17 protein-coding genes are annotated in these 17126 nt (G+C 66.3%); 9 read left to right on the top strand and 8 right to left on the bottom strand.

Annotated features, from left to right (window positions below; genetic code table 11):
- Nucleotides 1–171 precede the first annotated feature (171 nt).
- Nucleotides 172–1077: a LysR substrate-binding domain-containing protein gene (locus N0B28_RS04750; protein ID WP_275730638.1), complete on the bottom strand. Its 906-nt coding sequence runs from the start codon at nucleotides 1075–1077 to the stop codon at nucleotides 172–174.
- Nucleotides 1078–1184: 107 nt separating this feature from the next.
- Between N0B28_RS04750 and N0B28_RS04745 the strand changes: the two genes are divergently transcribed.
- Genes N0B28_RS04745 through N0B28_RS04735 form a run of 3 tightly spaced genes read left to right on the top strand, consistent with a single transcriptional unit; the run spans nucleotide 1185 to nucleotide 3735 of the window.
- The gene (locus N0B28_RS04745) at nucleotides 1185–2426 is read left to right on the top strand and encodes a D-amino acid dehydrogenase (protein WP_275730635.1); all 1242 of its coding nucleotides are present in this window, start codon (nucleotides 1185–1187) and stop codon (nucleotides 2424–2426) included.
- A 25-nt stretch (nucleotides 2427–2451) separates the two neighbouring features.
- Entirely contained in the window at nucleotides 2452–2802 is a 351-nt protein-coding gene (locus N0B28_RS04740) for a RidA family protein (protein WP_043864449.1), read from the top strand.
- A gap of 30 nt (nucleotides 2803–2832) precedes the next feature.
- The gene (locus N0B28_RS04735) at nucleotides 2833–3735 is read left to right on the top strand and encodes a transporter substrate-binding domain-containing protein (protein ID WP_043864448.1); all 903 of its coding nucleotides are present in this window, start codon (nucleotides 2833–2835) and stop codon (nucleotides 3733–3735) included.
- 219 nt (nucleotides 3736–3954) lie between these two features.
- Here N0B28_RS04735 and N0B28_RS04730 read toward each other — a convergent pair whose 3' ends face one another.
- Entirely contained in the window at nucleotides 3955–4254 is a 300-nt protein-coding gene (locus N0B28_RS04730; RefSeq protein ID WP_043864447.1) for an addiction module antidote protein, read from the bottom strand.
- Between the two features lie 254 nt (nucleotides 4255–4508).
- Nucleotides 4509–5417 (bottom strand): EamA family transporter, encoded by a 909-nt coding sequence (locus tag N0B28_RS04725; RefSeq protein ID WP_275730631.1) that lies wholly within the window; start codon nucleotides 5415–5417, stop codon nucleotides 4509–4511.
- A gap of 93 nt (nucleotides 5418–5510) precedes the next feature.
- Between N0B28_RS04725 and N0B28_RS04720 the strand changes: the two genes are divergently transcribed.
- The 6 genes from N0B28_RS04720 (at nucleotide 5511) to ssuD (N0B28_RS04695) (ending at nucleotide 11788) form a co-directional block, all read left to right on the top strand.
- A complete protein-coding gene (locus tag N0B28_RS04720) occupies nucleotides 5511–6293 on the top strand; it encodes a helix-turn-helix transcriptional regulator (RefSeq protein WP_258661876.1) in 783 nt (260 codons plus the stop codon).
- A 238-nt stretch (nucleotides 6294–6531) separates the two neighbouring features.
- Nucleotides 6532–7110 carry an FMN reductase gene (gene msuE, locus N0B28_RS04715; protein ID WP_043864443.1) on the top strand — a complete coding sequence of 193 codons (579 nt, stop codon included), beginning with the start codon at nucleotides 6532–6534 and terminating at the stop codon, nucleotides 7108–7110.
- Nucleotides 7107–8252: an FMNH2-dependent alkanesulfonate monooxygenase gene (gene ssuD, locus N0B28_RS04710; protein ID WP_275730624.1), complete on the top strand. Its 1146-nt coding sequence runs from the start codon at nucleotides 7107–7109 to the stop codon at nucleotides 8250–8252. The genes msuE and ssuD (N0B28_RS04710) overlap by 4 nt, the downstream gene beginning before the upstream one ends.
- Nucleotides 8249–9439 (top strand): acyl-CoA dehydrogenase family protein, encoded by a 1191-nt coding sequence (locus tag N0B28_RS04705; protein ID WP_058541402.1) that lies wholly within the window; start codon nucleotides 8249–8251, stop codon nucleotides 9437–9439. The genes ssuD (N0B28_RS04710) and N0B28_RS04705 overlap by 4 nt, the downstream gene beginning before the upstream one ends.
- 9 nt (nucleotides 9440–9448) lie before the next feature.
- Nucleotides 9449–10549 carry a sigma-54 dependent transcriptional regulator gene (locus N0B28_RS04700; protein WP_043864440.1) on the top strand — a complete coding sequence of 367 codons (1101 nt, stop codon included), beginning with the start codon at nucleotides 9449–9451 and terminating at the stop codon, nucleotides 10547–10549.
- A 99-nt stretch (nucleotides 10550–10648) separates the two neighbouring features.
- A complete protein-coding gene (ssuD, locus tag N0B28_RS04695; protein ID WP_043864439.1) occupies nucleotides 10649–11788 on the top strand; it encodes an FMNH2-dependent alkanesulfonate monooxygenase in 1140 nt (379 codons plus the stop codon).
- A 38-nt stretch (nucleotides 11789–11826) separates the two neighbouring features.
- Here the strand turns inward: ssuD (N0B28_RS04695) and N0B28_RS04690 are convergent, their stop codons facing one another.
- The 5 genes from N0B28_RS04690 to N0B28_RS04670 form a co-directional block, all read right to left on the bottom strand.
- Nucleotides 11827–12879: a methionine ABC transporter ATP-binding protein gene (locus N0B28_RS04690; protein WP_058541401.1), complete on the bottom strand. Its 1053-nt coding sequence runs from the start codon at nucleotides 12877–12879 to the stop codon at nucleotides 11827–11829.
- Nucleotides 12880–12952: 73 nt separating this feature from the next.
- On the bottom strand, nucleotides 12953–13723 hold the full coding sequence (locus N0B28_RS04685) for a MetQ/NlpA family ABC transporter substrate-binding protein (RefSeq protein WP_043864437.1): 771 nt from the start codon (nucleotides 13721–13723) through the stop codon (nucleotides 12953–12955).
- A 92-nt stretch (nucleotides 13724–13815) separates the two neighbouring features.
- Nucleotides 13816–14481, bottom strand: a complete 666-nt coding sequence (locus N0B28_RS04680; RefSeq protein WP_054916316.1) for a methionine ABC transporter permease — start codon at nucleotides 14479–14481, stop codon at nucleotides 13816–13818.
- Nucleotides 14478–15851, bottom strand: coding sequence for an LLM class flavin-dependent oxidoreductase (locus N0B28_RS04675; protein WP_058541399.1), 1374 nt, complete (start codon nucleotides 15849–15851; stop codon nucleotides 14478–14480). The genes N0B28_RS04680 and N0B28_RS04675 overlap by 4 nt, the downstream gene beginning before the upstream one ends.
- Nucleotides 15852–15860: 9 nt before the next feature.
- Nucleotides 15861–17084: an SfnB family sulfur acquisition oxidoreductase gene (locus tag N0B28_RS04670; protein WP_054916314.1), complete on the bottom strand. Its 1224-nt coding sequence runs from the start codon at nucleotides 17082–17084 to the stop codon at nucleotides 15861–15863.
- Nucleotides 17085–17126 lie beyond the last annotated feature (42 nt).

Genomic DNA, 17126 nt, shown 5'->3' with positions numbered 1-17126 from the left:
CTTATCACAGCCCAACTCTGTTTTGGATGTTCTTACCGAATGGCTTCCAAACCCATTACTATTTCGATGTACATAGCCGTCCAACGACGACTACGCAACACCCATAAAGCCCGCTGACTGCGGGCTTTTTAGTCTCTGGGGTTTCATCCCCTTCCCTGGCAAGTCAACGCTTCAGCGCCAACAATCCAATTGCCCCTGCGCACGAGTGCTGAAGATCGTCAGCAGCTCGCCCAGTGTATGCGGTGGCGGTTCGGCAGCGCGGGTCACCGCGTACAGGGTGATCGGCAACGCTGGAGCCAGGGGGCGAATGGCGGTGGCCCCAGGCGACGCGCTGAGGGCGGTGAAGGGATCGATCACCGCCAGCCCTGCACCGGATTCGACCATCGCCCTGGCCAGTGAATAGGTTTGCACCGCGATGCTCACCCGTGGCGGCGGCTCTACCGCCTCGAGATAGCTGTCGAGGCGGGCCGACAGCGGATCGGCACTGGACAGCCCGATCAGCGGCGCGTCGGCCAGGGCCTGCAGCGGCAGCGGCTTGCCTTCTTCCTCCTGGGGCCAGTAACCGGCCGGCGCCAACGCCACCAACACCCCACTGGCCAGCGCCTGGGCCTTGAGCCCCGGGTGATCGGGTAGTTGCAGGGTCAGGGCGACATCGATTTCGCGCATCAGCAGGTTCTGCACCAGCTCGCGGCTATGGGCACTGGACAGCTCGCAGGCGATCTCCGGATAGCGTTGCGTCCATTCATGAATGGCCGGCGGCAACAACGACAGGGCCAGTGCCGGGGTCGCGCCGATCCGCAGGCTGTGGCCCGGCTCGCGGCGCAGGCTCTGGGCCAGGCGTCGCACCCCTTGCAGGCTTTCGGTGACCTTGTCGACCTCACGCTCCAGCTCCAGCGCTTCCGGGGTGGCCTGGAGTTTGCCGCGCACCCGTAGAAACAACGGGAAACCCAGATGCTGCTCAGCGTGTTGCAGCACTTTGGTCACGGCGGGTTGGGAGACGTGCAGTAACTGCGCGGCAGCGCTGACCGAACCGGTCTGGCGGATGGCCTGGAAGATCTCGATGTGGCGAAGGCGCATGGCGAGTCCATAACCTTTGTTTATGGGATGACCATCTTTATTCATTGTTCGGCGCCTGTCACCTGGCTCTAACCTCGGTCTCGTCTCAACCACGGCTAAGGACTGACATGGCTCAGCGTGTATGCATCATCGGCGGCGGCGTCATTGGCCTGGCAACAGCTTACGCACTGGTGCGCGATGGCGTTGAGGTGACCCTGGTCGAGGCGCGGGATTCGCTGGGCAGTGAAACCAGCTTTGCCAATGGCGGCCAGTTGTCCTATCGCTACGTGGCGCCCCTGGCCGATGCCGGCGTGCCATTGCAGGCCATCGGCTGGATGCTGCGCGGTGACTCACCGTTGAAGCTGCGCCCCCGCCTGGACCCGGCGCAGTGGCGCTGGATGGCGTCCTTTCTGGGGGCCTGCCGCTCCTCCGTCAACCGCACCAATGCAGCCCACCTGCTGCGCCTGGCGTTGTTCAGCCAGGCCACCCTGCAGGCCTGGCGCGAAGACGATGCCCTGGACGGTTTCCACTGGCGGCGCAATGGCAAGCTGGTGACCTTTCGCAACACCGCGAGCTTCGAGCACGCCCGCCACAGGCTGGCCGCCCCCCAGCAACAGCAGGTGCTGTCGTCTGCCGACTGCGCCCGCCTGGACCCGGCGCTGGCCGATGCCCCCTTTATTGGCGCGATCTACACCCCCGATGAAGAGGTCGGTGACTGCCACGGCTTCTGCCAGCAACTGGCGGCGCGTTTGCGGGCCTCGGGCCGTTGCGAGTTCCGCCTGGGCCAGGCCGTGACCGGTATTCGCCAGGCCAATGGCATGGTGAGCGCAATTGAACTGGGGGATGAAGTGCTGCCAGTGGAGCATCTGGTGATTGCCGCCGGCCATCGCAGCCCACTGCTGACGTTGCCAGGGGTGCACCTGCCCCTGTACCCGCTCAAGGGCTATAGCCTCACCGTGCCGATCGGCGCCCACCACCGGGCCCCGGACCTGAGCATCACTGACTATGACCGCAAGATCGTCTACGCCCGCATCGGCGAGCAACTGCGGGTAGCGGCCATGGTCGACATCGTCGGCTTTGAACCGGCGCTGGACCCCAAGCGGCTGGCCCTGATCAAGCGCCAGGCGCGTGACACCTTCGCCAATGCCGGCGACTACGAGCAGGCCATCGAGTGGGCCGGTATGCGCCCGGCGACCCCTAGCGGCGTGCCGCTGCTGGGCGCAACGGCGTATCGCAACCTGTGGCTCAACCTCGGCCATGGTGCCCTGGGCTTCACCCTGGCCTGCGGCAGTGCGCAGTTGCTCAGCGAGCTGATCGGCCAGCGCCGCCCCTCCATTGATCTGCAGGGCTTTGCGCCCCGTGTTGCCTGAAATTACCCAAGAGAAGGACTATCCGATGACCATCAGCCGCATCCAGACCAATCCACGCTTGTCCGCTGCCGTGACCTTTGGCGACCTGGTGTTTCTCTCCGGCCAAGTACCGGGTGATGCCACCGACGCCGCTGGCCAGACTCGCCAGGTGCTGGCAAAAATCGACGCACTGTTGGCCGAGGCGGGCAGCGACAAGGATCACCTGCTCAGCGCGACCATTTACCTGAAGGACATTGGTGAGGATTTCGCGGCGATGAACTACGTATGGTCGGACTGGTTGTCGCCTGGCCAGGCACCGAGTCGCACGACCTTGCAGGCCGAGCTGGCCCGCCCGCAGGTGCGAGTCGAAATCAGCGTTATCGCGGCCCGCCGCTAAGCAATCCATCACCCACAACGGAGAATAACAATGCAAAAAATCACGTTGCTCGGCTGCACCCTGGGCGTATTGCTCGGCACTCAAGTGCAGGCTGAAGAAACCTCGCTGGGGCCGACCCTGAGCAAGATTGCCAGTACCAACAGCATTACCCTGGGTTATCGCGATGCGTCGGTACCCTTCTCCTACGTGGGCGATCACTCGGGTCAACCGATGGGTTACTCGGTGGACCTGGCGAACAAGATCGTCGAGCGCGTGCAGCAAAAGCTCGCGGCGCCCCAGCTCAAGGTCAAGTACAACCTGGTGACTTCGCAAACCCGCATTCCGCTGGTGCAGAACGGCACGGTCGACCTGGAATGTGGCTCGACCGGCGTGACCGCTGAGCGGCAAAAACAGGTGGCGTTTTCCTACGGCTTCATCTACGTCAAAGGCCAGTTGCTGACCGCCAACGACAGTGGGATCAAGAGCTTCGCCGACCTGCGCGGCAAGAACGTGGTGACCACCGCCGGCACCACCAACGAGCGCTATCTGAAGAGCTACAACATCGATAACAAGATCGACATGTTCGTGATCAGCGCCAAGGACCACGGCGAAGCCTTCCAGCTGTTGCAGTCCGGTCGGGCAGCGGCGTTCTACATGGACGATGCGTTGCTCTACGGCGAGCGCGCCAAGGCTCGCGATCCGCACAAGTGGGTAGTGGTTGGGGAGGAGCAGTCGCGGGAAATCTACAGCTGCATGGTGCGCAAGGACGATCCGCAATTCCTCGCACTGGTGAATTCGACACTGGGCGAGCTGTATAGCTCGGGGGAGATCAACGGGATCTACCAGCGCTGGTTTGAGCAGCCGATCCCGCCAAAAGGCTTGAACCTCGAGTTCCCGATGACCAGTGAACTCAAGGCGATCATTGCCAAGCCGGTGAGTGATCCGGTGCAGTAGCGATCAGTGCCCTCACCGGTTGGCGCGGGCTACCCGCCACCAGGGCTTGGGGATTGCTACTCCCCCAAACGGTAGGTCGAGCAGCAGTGTTCCGCTGAGTTCTTCAGCGTTCACTCTGAGCCGATTCACTGAGGACACGGTGATTTTTCTGGGCTGCCATACAGGCAGCTCAGAAGTTGTTTCCAGACAAAAAAGTCGCTGAAGCATTCCAGAATCAACCTACACCGAAGCCCCTCGATGCGAGCGCGCACAGAGTTCGATTCCCAGCGCATGCATCACCTTCAGCACCGTATCGAAACGAGGCTTGGCGCCTGGCGCGAAGGCCTTGTAAAGGCTCTCTCTTCCCAATCCAGTCTCTTTGGCAACCAGCGACATTCCGCGCGCTTTGGCCACGTACCCTATTGCACGTAAAAGCTCGTCGCTGTCGCCCTCTGCCAGCACCTGAGACAAGTACTCGCTGATGGCTTCATCACTATCAAGCAGTGCCGCCATGTCGAATGGAATCAATGTAACGCTCATGGTCAAACCTCTTTGGCCAACCGCTTGGCCATCCGTATATCTGCCACTCAAGCAAGATCACGTTTGGATGCTTACCAGACTGCCGGTGAATCGCTCGCCTTTCGAACGAGCAACTGGAATACGATGGGCGCTTGCGCATGCCTCTGGAACAAGACAATTCCTGATTTGAAGCGGTACATTTCCCAAGGTTAAAAAACCGCCAGCTATTGCAGCTGCAAGAGCATGTCACCTCCCTTCGCCAGCAACGCTGGCGCCTACACCGTCTCGCGCTCCCCTGTAGGCGCCAGCCTTGCTGTCGAATGCGCCCGCCAAGGCCACTTCACGAACCCCGCCCCCAGCGCCGCCAGAATCAACCCGATCGAAACCGCCTCGTGCGCATCCACCCGGTGCCCCAGCAGCACCATCGACCCTGCCACCCCGAATACCGGGATCAGCAACGACAACGGCGCCACCTTCGACACTGGGTACTCACGCAGCAGCAGGTTCCAACCCCAGTAACAGAAGTGTGTCGCCGCATACACCTGGAACACCAGCGAAAACACCGCCACCCACCCCACCTGCGCAGCCACCCCGGTGAACGGCGCGTTGCCATGCATCAGCCAGGTGAGCAGCACCAGCGGCAGCGGTGCGAACAGGCTCGCCCACACCACAAAGGCAAACATCTCGCGCACCTTCGAGCGCTTGATGATGACATTGCCCACACTCCAGCTGAACGCACTCACCAGCAACAAGCCATAACCCACCACCGAGCCATCGCCTGGCCTGCCATCGATGATGGACACCAGCCCCAGCACTGCCAGCCCCACCCCGACGCCCTGCCCCACGCCAAGGCGTTCGCGAAACAGCAACACGCCCCAACCCAGGGTGAAAAACGCACTGAACTGCACCAGCAACGCCGCCGTGCCCGGCGGCACGCCCAGCTCGATTCCCAGGTTGATCAACGCCCACATCGCCACGCCAAAGATCAACCCGTACGCGGCCACCCAGCCCAGGCCGACCGCCGGGCGCCGGATGAAGAACACCCACGGCAACGCCGCCAGGGTGAATCGCAACGCCGTCAACAGCAGCGGGTCAATTGCGGCCAGGCCGAGCTTGGTGATGGGAAAGTTGAACCCCCACACCGCCGTCACCAGCACGGCCAGGGCCAGATGTTTCTTTTGCATGGCGTACCTATCCCGAAAGTCAGGGCGCCACTATGCGCAATGAGCACACTGGCTCGCTTGCACTATCAGGTCATAGATCATTAAATTCGGGCCATGCGCGAAATCGACATCGACCCCTATGAACACACCCCCCGCGACGCCGTGGTCACAGCCAACGACTATGACGACGGGCAGCACTTTGCCTTGCATACCCATCAGCGTGGGCAGTTCGCCTATGCTGCCTGCGGGGTGATCACGGTGTTCACCCGCCAGGGCAACTGGGTGGTGCCGCCGCAGCGGGCCATCTGGGTGCCCGCAGGCGTGCCCCACGAGATGAGCATGAACGGCCCGGTGACGATGCTGAACACCTATGTGCGCCAGCCTGCCGCCACCCGCCTCGGCCTGCCCGAACACTGCCAGGTGTTCGGTGTGTCGACGCTGCTGCGCCAACTGCTGCTGCGCGCCCGGGATGTGCCGGCGCTGTATGCCGAAGGCAGCCGCGAGGGCTACCTGATGAACCTGCTGCTGCACGAGATTGCCGACATGCCGGCGCTGTCGCTGAATGCACCGCTGCCCAGCGAACCCAGGCTCGCCCGGGCCTGCCAGCACTTGCTGGCACAGCCCTCGCTGGATACAGGGATCGATGACATGGCCCGCCAGGTGGGCATGAGCCGGCGCACCTTCACCCGGCTGTTTCGCCAGCACACCGGCATCAGCTTCGTGGCATGGCGACAGCAGGCATGCCTGATGGCGGCGGTGGTGCGCCTGGGCAATGGCGAGGCGATCACGCGGGTGGCGACGGACCTTGGCTACAGCAGCCCCAGTGCGTTCACCAGTGTGTTCCGGCGCGTGCTGGGCGCGGCGCCCAGCCAGTACTTCGCCAACGCGGCAAGTTGATGCAACACGATTCGCTGCAACCCAAGCAGTAGCGCGCCAGGCCTACACAGATAGCCAACTGTCTGCCCAGCAACTGTTGCCCCAGCAACAGCCAGCCAACAAAAACCTCCCGCACCAACACCATTGCCACCTCACTACCGCGCCAGGCCCAGCAAAAACGGGGCCTGCGACTGTGGTACGGCTCTTGCTCAAGCCTGGGTAACGCTCTGAGCGCAGGGCCACACCACAGGACGCACACATGACCGCAGCACTCAAGGTCGTCGCCGTTTCCGGCGGCGCCTATCGCCCCTCACGCACCCTGGCACTGACCGAGGCGATCGTCGCCGAGCTGGGCAAGCACCTGCACATCGACGCCCAGCTCATCGAGCTGAGCGAGATCGCCCGCCCGGTAGGCGGCGCCCTGTCGCGCGCCGAACTGCCGGCCACGGTCGAACAGCAGCTGCAGGCCATCGAGCATGCCGACCTGCTGATCGTTGCCTCGCCGGTTTACCGCGGCTCGTACCCCGGCCTGCTCAAGCACCTGTTCGACCTGGTGGGCCAGGACAGCCTGATCGACACCCCGGTGCTGCTGGCCGCCACCGGTGGCAGCCCGCTGCATGCGCTGGTGATCGACCACCAGCTGCGCCCGCTGTTCAGCTTCTTCCAGGCGCTGACCCTGCCCATCGGCGTGTATGGCAGCGAAGGCGACCTGCAGAACTACCAGGTCAGCAGCCCGGTGCTGCAAGCCCGTGTCAGCCTGGCCGCCGAGCGTGCCGCACCGTTCTTCGCCGCCCACGCCCACAGCCAGCGCAAGCTCGCCAGCGGGGCCGAACGATGAACGTGTTCTGGTTCCTGCCCACCCACGGCGACGGTCATTTCCTCGGCACCAGCGACGGCGCGCGCCCGGTCACCCTCAACTACCTCAAGCAGATCGCCCAGGCCGCCGATGGCCTGGGCTACCACGGCGTGCTGATCCCCACCGGCCGCTCGTGCGAGGACTCCTGGGTGGTCGCCTCGGCCCTGGCGCCGCTGACCGAACGCCTGCGCTATCTGGTGGCGATACGCCCCGGCATCATCTCGCCCACCGTGTCGGCGCGCATGACCGCCACCCTCGACCGCCTGTCCGGCGGGCGCCTGCTGATCAACGTGGTCACCGGCGGCGACCCCGACGAGAACCGCGGCGATGGCATCCACCTCAGCCACAGCGAACGCTACGAGGTCACCGACGAGTTCCTGCGTATCTGGCGCCGCGTACTGCAAGGCGAGTCGGTGGATTTCGAGGGCAAGCACTTCAAGGTCGAGAACGCCAAGGCGCTCTACCCACCGGTACAAAAGCCCTACCCGCCGCTGTACTTCGGTGGCTCGTCCGACGCCGCCCATGACCTGGCCGCCGAACAGCTGGACGTGTACCTCACCTGGGGCGAGCCGCCCGCCGCCGTTGCCGAGAAGATCGCCGATGTGCGCGCCCGCGCCGCCAGGCACGGGCGCACGGTGAGGTTCGGCATCCGCCTGCACGTGATCGTGCGCGAAACCGCCGAAGAGGCCTGGCAGGCCGCCGACCGCCTGATCGCGCACATCAGCGACGACACCATCGCCGCGGCGCAACAGTCCTTCGCGCGCTTCGACTCCGAAGGCCAACGGCGCATGGCTGCCCTGCACGGCGGTCGCCGCGACCAGCTGGAGATCGCCCCCAACCTGTGGGCCGGTGTGGGCCTGGTACGGGGCGGCGCCGGCACCGCGCTGGTGGGCGACCCGCAACAGGTGGCCGCGCGCATCAAGGAATACGCCGACCTGGGCATCGAAAGCTTCATCTTCTCCGGCTACCCGCACCTGGAGGAAGCCTACCGCTTCGCCGAGCTGGTGTTCCCGCTGCTGCCAGAACCCTACGCCAGCCTGGCCGGGCGCGGCGTCACCAACCTGACCGGGCCGTTCGGCGAAATGATCGCCAACGATGTGCTGCCCAAGGCGCAGACCGCATGAGTGCCAAGCAACCGGAACCCACCCTGCTCAGCCCGCTGCAGGCCGCGCGCGCGCTGGCCGCCGAGTTCGCACTGACCGCCGCCGAACGCGACGAGCGCGGCGGCACACCCAAGGCCGAGCGTGACGCCATTCGCCACAGCGGCCTCTTGGCCCTGAGCATTCCCACGCAGTTCGGCGGCATGGGCGCCAGCTGGGGCGAAACCCTGAACATCGTGCGCGAGTTCGCCCGGGTCGACAGCTCCATCGCCCACGTGTTCGGCTTCCAGCACCTGATGCTGGCCACCGTGCGCCTGTTCTCCAGCCCCGACCAGTGGCAGCCCTGGTTCGAACAGACCGCCCGCAAGAACTGGTTCTGGGGCAATGCCCTGAACCCGCTCGACACCCGCACCGTGGTCAAGAAGTACGACGGCTGGCGCGAATTCTCGGGCAAGAAGAGCTTCTGCTCCGGCGCCAGCGACTCGGAAATGCTGATCGCCTCGGCGGTGGATGAAAGCGCCGGCGGCAAGTTGCTGATCGCCGCCATCCCCACGGCACGTACCGGCATCACCCTGCATGGCGACTGGAACAACATGGGCCAGCGCCAGACCGACAGCGGCAGCGCCACCTTCGAGCGCGTGCGCGTCGAGGAATCCGAACTGCTGCTCGACCCCGGCCCGCTGAGCACTCCGTTCGCCTGCCTGCGCCCGCTGATCGCGCAACTGCACTTTGCGCACATCTTCCTCGGCATCGCCGAAGGTGCGCTGGAAGAAGCACGCCAATACACGCTCAAGGAAGGGCGACCGTGGTTCAAGTCCAACGCCCGGCATGTCAGCGAAGACCCGTACATCCTGCGCCACTACGGCGACTTCTGGGTGGGCCTGGAAGGCGTTCGGCTGCTGGCCGAACGCGCCTGCAACCAGCTCGACGAAGCCTGGCACAAGGGCCCCACGCTGAGCAGCGACGAGCGCGGGCAACTGGCGCTGTCCATCGCCGCGGCTAAGGTGGCGGCCACCCGCACCGGCCTGGACCTGTGCAACCGCCTGTTCGAAGTGACCGGCGCGCGCGCCACGCATGCCTCGCTGCGCTTCGATCGCTACTGGCGCAACCTGCGCACCCAGACCCTGCACGACCCGGTGGACTACAAGGTCCACGAGCTGGGTGACTGGGCCCTGAACCGGACGGTGCCCGCCCCGTCCTTCTACTCCTGAGGGCTGCCCATGCACCTGTTGACGCTCCCGCCATCGCCAACCCTGGCCACCTCGATCAGGGCCACCGCACAGGTGTTCGAAGACCCGAGGTCGCAGGCGCTGCTCGCCCACCTGCAGCAGGTCGCGCCGAGTGAGGCCAGCGTGCTGATCATTGGCGAAACCGGTACGGGCAAGGAGCTGGTGGCGCGACATATCCACAACCTCAGCCGGCGCCACCACGGGCCGTTCGTGGCGGTCAACTGCGGGGCGTTCTCCGAGTCGCTGGTCGAGGCCGAACTGTTCGGCCACGAAAAGGGCGCCTTCACCGGCGCCCTGGCGTCCAAGGCCGGCTGGTTCGAGGAAGCCGACGGCGGCACGCTGTTTCTCGACGAGATCGGCGACCTGCCGATGGCCATCCAGGTCAAGCTGCTGCGTGTGCTGCAGGAGCGCGAAGTGGTGCGCCTGGGGTCGCGCAAGAGCATCCCGATCAACGTGCGCGTGCTGGCCGCCACCAACGTGCAGCTGGAAAAGGCGATCAACGCCGGGCACTTTCGCGAAGACCTGTTCTACCGCCTCAACGTGGTCAGCCTGCAGCTGTACCCGCTGCGCGAGCGCCCCGGCGATATCCTGCCGCTGACCCGCCACTTCATGGCCAGCTACAGCGCCCGCCTGGGCTATGGCGATGTGCAGTTGAGCAGCGAGGCCGAGCACAAGCTGGCCAGCTACGACTGGCCGGGCAACATCCGCGAGCTGGAAAACGTCATCCACCACACCCTGCTGATCTGCCATGACGGCGTGATCCAGCAGGACGACCTGCGCCTGTCCAACCTGCGCATCGAGCGGCCCGAGGGCACACCCGCCCCGGACACATCCGCCAACGCCCTGTTGCAGCGCGCGTTTCAGAAGCTGTTCGAAGAAGAGCACGGCGCGCTGCATGAAAAGGTCGAGGAGGCGCTGCTGCGCAGTGCCTACCGCTTCTGCCACTACAACCAGGTGCACACCGCGCGCCTGCTCGGCCTGAGCCGCAACGTCACCCGTGCCCTGCTGATCCGCATCGGCGAACTCGTGGTGAACAAGCGCCAGCCGCCACCGGAGCCGAACGCCACACGCGTCATCAACCTGTCGATCTGACCCAGACTTGCCCAAGCAAGCAGCGACTTCACCCACCTTGCGTTGCACGCCGTCCCGGCCGGGGCGGTGGCCCATTCTTCCTGCAACGAGCACCCCACCATGAGCCTCGATATCTTCTGGTTTCTGCCCACCTCCGGCGACACCCGCTACCTCGGCCACTCCGCCAGCGGGCGCCCGGCCACCAACGCCTACATGCGCCAGATTGCCGTGGCCGCCGAGAACCTCGGCTATGACGGCATTCTCATCCCCACCGGCAGTAGCTGCCTCGACCCCTGGGTCACCGCCGCCAGCCTGGTGCCGGTGACCCACCGCCTCAAGCTGCTGGTGGCCCTGCGCACCTCGCTGGGCAACCCCACCGCGTCGGCGCGCCAGGCCGCCACCCTCGACCAGGCCAGCGGCGGACGCCTGCTGCTCAACGTGGTGCCCGGCGGCGATGCCACCGAGCTGGCCGCCGATGGCGTGTTTCTCGCGCACGACCAGCGCTACGACGCCGCCGACGAATTCCTCACCGTGTGGCGTCAACTGCTCAGTGGCGAACGGGTCGACTTTCACGGCGAGCACCTGCGGGTGGAGGGCGCGCAGAACTTCTTCGCGCCGGTGCAGACGCCCTACCCGCCGCTGTACTTCGGTGGCTCGTCAGCCGCCGCGCACGAGCTGGCGGCCAGGCATGTGGACGCCTACCTGACCTGGGGCGAGCCACCCGCCGCGGTGGCCGAAAAGATCGCCGACGTGCGCGCCCGTGCCGCCCGCCACGGGCGCACGGTGCAGTTTGGCGTGCGCCTGCATGTGATTGTGCGTGAAACCAGTGAACAGGCCTGGGCGGCGGCCGAGGAACTGATCAGCCACTTGGACGAGGCCACCATCGCCGCCGCACAGGCCAACTACGCCAGCATGGATTCCGAAGGCCAGCGGCGCATGGCCGCGCTGCACGGCGGGCGCCGCGACCGGCTGGAAGTCTCGCCCAACCTGTGGGCCGGGGTCGGCCTGGTGCGTGGCGGCGCCGGCACCGCACTGGTCGGCGACCCGGCCACGGTGGCGGCACGGCTGCAGGAGTACGTCGCCCTGGGCGTGGACCGCTTCGTGCTGTCGGGCTACCCGCACCTGGAGGAAGCCTACCGCTTCGCCGAACTGGTGTTCCCGCTGCTGCCCGGCAAAAGCAAGGTGACGGTGGATGGCGCCTTCACCGGGGGCGCCTTCGACGTGCGTGCCGGCCAGGCCAGGCCCGCCGCCAGCCAGTAACGGGCAGGGCCCGGGCTACCCGGTGCAGGCGGGTCGGCTCAGGCCCGTGCGGCCACCCGCTCGACGCTGTCGGCCACTGTGCGGGCCTGCTGCAGCACCTGCGCACACACCTGTTCAGGGGCCTCCACGCGCACGCGCAGACGGCCAAGGATACGCCCCTGGATACGCTCGATATTGGCCTGCACCAGGTGGGTCGGGTAACCCAGTGCCGCGCTGATCGCGCTCAGCTCCGGCGCCTGGCCACGGGCCCCGGTGTAATGCAGGTCGAGCAGCCAGTCGCCGGCGCTGGCTGGGGCCAGGTCATGGGCGCCGCCAGGGTGCAGGGTGCGCAGCAGGGTGCGGGTCACCTCGTGGCACGGGCAGCCGAACACCCGCCACACCTCGCCCTGCTCCACCACCTCGCCCGCCTCCAGCACCACCACGCGGTCGCACAGCTCGCGGATCACTTCCATCTCGTGGGTAATCAGCACGATGGTCAGGTTCAGGCGCCGGTTGATATCGCGTAGCAACGCCAGAATCGACTGGGTGCTTTGCGGGTCCAGCGCCGAGGTCGCCTCGTCGCACAGCAGCAGGTCGGGCTGCAGCACCAGCGCCCGGGCGATGCCGACGCGCTGCTTCTGGCCACCGGACAGCTGTGCGGGGAAGGCATCGCGCTTGTCCTCCAGGCCCACCAGTTGCAGCATCTCGCTCACCCGCCGCTCGCGCTCGGCGCGGCCAATGCCGGCCAGCTTGAGCGGCAGGCCGATGTTCTCGCCGACGGTTTTCACCGACATCAGGTTGAAGTGCTGGAAGATCATGCCGGTGCGCTGGCGCTGGCGGGCCAGTTGCGCGGTGTCGTAGCCGGCGATGTCCTCGCCGTCGATCAGCACCTGGCCGTTGCTGGGTTGCTCCAGGCGGTTGAGCGAACGCAGCAGCGACGACTTGCCCGCGCCGCTGCGCCCGATGATGCCGAACACCTCGCCCCGGCGTATCTCCAGGTTGATGTCGCGCAGCGCATGCACAGTGCGCTCGCGCCCCGGGTACTGCTTGCCGAGCCCCACCAGGCGGATATGCACGGCGCCTGCCAGCGGCTGTTGATTGAAACTGACCATGGATCAAGGCCTGCCCTGCGAAGGATGCGATTCGACCAAGGCCCGCGCTGTCGCCAGCGCGGGCCACCGGGGCTCAGAAGCCGGGCACTATCTGGCCCTTGTAGCGGGTCAGGATGAAGTCGCGCACCTGTGGCGAGTTCAGCGCCTTGGCCAGCTTCTGGATGCGCGGGTCATCGATGTTGTCGGGGCGCGCGACCAGGTACTCCACGTAAAGGTCCTTGCCCTTCTCCACGATCAGCGCGCTGCTGGTATCGATGCCCGCCTCCAGCGCGTAGTTGGCGAAGACGAACGCCAGGTCCACCTGGTTCACCGCACGGGCCAGCAGCGCGCCTTCGAGTTCGCGAATCTTCAGGTGCCTTGGGTTGGCCGCGATGTCGCGCTGGGTCGCCAGGGTGTTGCTCGGGTCCTTGAGGGTGAGCAGCCCGGCTTCGTGCAGCAGCACCAGGGCACGCCCGGCGTTGACCGGGTCGTTGGGGATGGCGACGCTGGCGCCGTCCTTGAGCTCGGCGATGCTCCTGATGCGGGTGGAGTACGCACCGAAAGGCTCGATGTGCACGCCCACCACCGGCACCAGGTCGGTCTTGCGGGTGGCGTTGAATTCGTCGAGGAACGGCCGGTACTGGTAGTAGTTGGCGTCCAGGTTCTTCTCGGCCAGTTGCAGGTTGGGCTGGATGAAATCGCTGAACACCTTGATGTCCAGGTCCACGCCTTCGGCCGCCAGCGCCGGTTTGACGAACTCGAGGATCTCGGCATGCGGCACCGGGGTGGCGCCCACCACCAGTTTCTCGTTGGCGTGCGCCGACAGCGACAGCACGGCGGCCAGTACGGCCAGGGTCTTCTTCATGGGCTTGCTCCTGAACAGGTAGAACATTGGCCGCCGTGGGATACGTGGGCCGGCGGCAGCGAAACCCGGCTGCCGCTGACGGGAAACACAATTCAACGCCGGGTGAAGCGCCGCACCAGGCGGTCGCCACTCACCTGCAGCACCTGCACCAGTACGATCAGCAGCAGCACGGTCACCACCATCACGTCGGTCTGGAAGCGCTGGTAGCCGAAGCGGATCGCCAGGTCGCCCAGGCCGCCGCCGCCGACCACCCCGGCCATCGCCGTGTAGTCCACCAGCACGATGGCGGTCACCGTCACCGCCGCGATCAGGCCGGTGCGCGCCTCGGGCAGCACGGTGTGCCACACGATCTGCCAGGTGCTGCCACCCATCGACTGGGTGGCCTCCACCAGGCCGCGGTCGACCTCGCGCAGGGCGATTTCCACCAGCCGCGCAAAGAACGGCGTACAGCCGATCACCAGCGGCGGTATGGCGCCGGGCACGCCCAGCGAAGTACCGGCCACCACCTGGGTGAGCGGGATCAGCACAATCAGCAGGATGATGAACGGCATCGAACGCAGCACGTTCACCACCACCGACAGCACGCGGTACACCAGCGGCGAGGCCAGCAACTGGCGCTGGCCGGTGAGGTACAGCAGCACCCCCAGCGGCAGCCCCATCAGCACCGTGAAACCCAGCGCTACGCCGAGCATGCTCAAGGTGTCGAGGCAGGCCTGGCCCACCTCGGGCCAGTTGACATGGGCCAGCAGCTCGCTCATTGCCCAGCGCCCCTGCGCAGCGCGGCGGCCGGGTGCGGCGCGCCCAGCCGGTCACCTGCGTCGAACAGCTTGTTGCGCAGCGTGCCCTGGGCGTAATCGCGCTTGAACAGGCCACGGGCCTGCAACTCGGGCACCAGCAGGTCGACCACCGCCTCGAAGGTTTCCGGGGCCACCACGCTGGCCAGGTTGAAGCCGTCCACGTCGGTCTCTTGCACCCATTCCTGCAACTGGTCGGCCACCGTCTGCGCCGAGCCCACCAGCACCGGGCCGTCGCCGCCGATGGCGCAATAGTCGGCAATTTCGGCGGTGGTCCAGGTGCGGCTGGGGTCGGCACGGGTGAAGGCTTCTACCGCCGACTGGATCGCATCGCTCTGCACTTCGCGCAGCACCTGGTCGCTCTGGTACTGGGCGAAGTCGATGCCGGTCCAGCCCGACATCAGCGTCAGCGCACCGCTGGCGCTGGCGTACTCGCGGTACTCGCGCAGGCGCGCCAGGGCCTGTTCATCAGTGGGGGCGACAATCACCGTAAGCTGCTCCAGCACCAGGATATCGCCCGGTGCGCGGCCGGCCGCCACCGCCGCAGCGCGCACCTGCGCCACCTGGTTCTTGAGCACCGTCTTGCTCGGCGCAGCAACGAACACGCACTCGGCGTTGGCCGCCGCAAACGCCCTGCCGCGCGTCGAAGCACCGGCCTGGTACAGCACCGGGGTGCGCTGGGGCGAGGGCTCGCACAGGTGAAAGCCCGGCACCTGGAAGAACTCGCCCTGGTGGCCGATGCCGTGCACCTTGGCCGGGTCGGCATACACCCCGCTGGCGCGGTCGGCGCGCACGGCGTCGTCTTCCCAGCTGGCCTCCCACAGCTTGTAGCAGACCTGCAGGTACTCCTCGGCCAGGGCGTAGCGCTGGTCATGCGACAGCTGTTCGCGCTGGCCAAGGTTGCGCGCCCCGCTGGACAGGTACGAGGTGACGATATTCCAGCCGGCGCGGCCACGGGTCAGGTGGTCGAGCGTGGACATGCGCCGGGCAAACGGGTACGGGTGCTCGAACGACACCGAGGCGGTCACGCCAAACCCCAGGTGCTCGGTGACGGCGGCCATGGCCGGCACCAGCTGCAGCGGGTCGTTGACGGGCACCTGCGCAGCCGTACGCAGCGCCTCGTCGGCGTTGCCGCCGTACACGTCGTAGGCGCCCAGCACATCGGCGATGAACAACCCGTCGATCTTGCCGCGCTCCAGGGTCCTGGCCAGCTCGGTCCAGTAATGGATGTCGGTGTAGCGCGTGGCCTGGTCACGCGGATGGCGCCACAAGCCCGGCGACAGGTGGCCAACGGTGTTCATGGCAAAGGCATTGAGGCGTATCTGCTTGGGCATGGTGGCGGCCTAGTTCCAGTCGTGACGCTGTGGCTTGGCCCCGTTCAAGGCCCAGTTGCCCACCAGGTGGTACTTCCAGCGCACCGGGTCGTGCAGGGTGTGCACGCGGGCGTTGCGCCAGTGCCGGTCGAGGTTGTGGCGCACCTGGGTGGAGCGCGTGCCGCCCAGCTCGAACAGGCGGTTGCTGGCCTCGATCGCCGCTTCGGTGGTCAGCACCTTGGCCTTGGCCACGGCCACCGAGGCCTGGGCCACCGAGTCCTCGTCGGGGGCCAGGCTGGCCCGGTCGAGCACCTTGCCGGCGCGCTCCAGCAGGGCCTCGGCGGCTTCCTGGCGAATCTCCAGCGCGCCGATCTGCACGATGGTCAGCGGGTCCTGGCTGGCCTGCTCCACGCCCGCATCGATCCACGGGCGGGCCTGCTCGCGGATGAAGGTGATGGCGTCGTCCAGCGCCGCACGGCCGATGCCGGCGTCGATGGCGGCGGTGGTCAGTTGCGCGAAGGGGCCGGCCAGGGTCGGGGTTTCGTACGAGCGGTAGGTGGGAAACAGGTTGAAGGCCGGCACGATCAGTTGCTGCGCCAGCACCGTGCCGCTGGAGGTGGTGCGCTGGCCGATGTTGTCCCAGTCATCGACGATCACCAGGCCCGGGGTATCGCGGCGCACGAAGGCCAGTTGCGAGCGGTCCTGCGCGTCCAGCGCCAGCACCCCCAGCCAGTGCGCGTACAACGAGCCGGTGCAGTAGCCCTTGCGCCCGTCGATGCGGTAGCCATCGGCATGGGGCACGATGCGGGTCTGGATCTCCTTGACGTTCTTGCCGCCGGTTTCCGACAGCGCATTGGCAAAGCGGTGCCCGGCCAGCACCAAGTCGAAGAAGAAGCGCTTCTGCTCTTCGCTGCCCTGCAGGCGGATGTCTTCGAGCAGGCAGTAGTGGTTCTGCGGTATCTGCCCCAGCGAAGGGTCGGCGGCGGAGATGATCGCGATCACCTCGGCCAGGGTGGCGAAGGACACCTGCGCCCCGCCGTATTGTTTCGGTACGGTGATGCCCCACAGGCCGCTGTTGGAGAACGCATCCACCACGTCGGCCGGGACCTGGCGGCTGCGGTCGCGCTCGGACGCGCCTTCGCGCAGCAGCGCGGCAACCCGATGGGCAATGGCGATGGCTTCGGCATCGTCACGGATGACGTGGGCATCCGGCTGGCGGATGTCGTAGTGGGCAGAAACAGGGGTGGCAGTCATGGTCTATCTCGATGAGTACACAGAGTCACCCGTGAGATAGCA

Source organism: Pseudomonas sp. SD17-1 (assembly GCF_029201585.1).
Taxonomy (GTDB): Bacteria; Pseudomonadota; Gammaproteobacteria; order Pseudomonadales; family Pseudomonadaceae; genus Aquipseudomonas; species Aquipseudomonas palmensis.
This window is presented reverse-complemented; position numbering and strand designations above follow the sequence as displayed.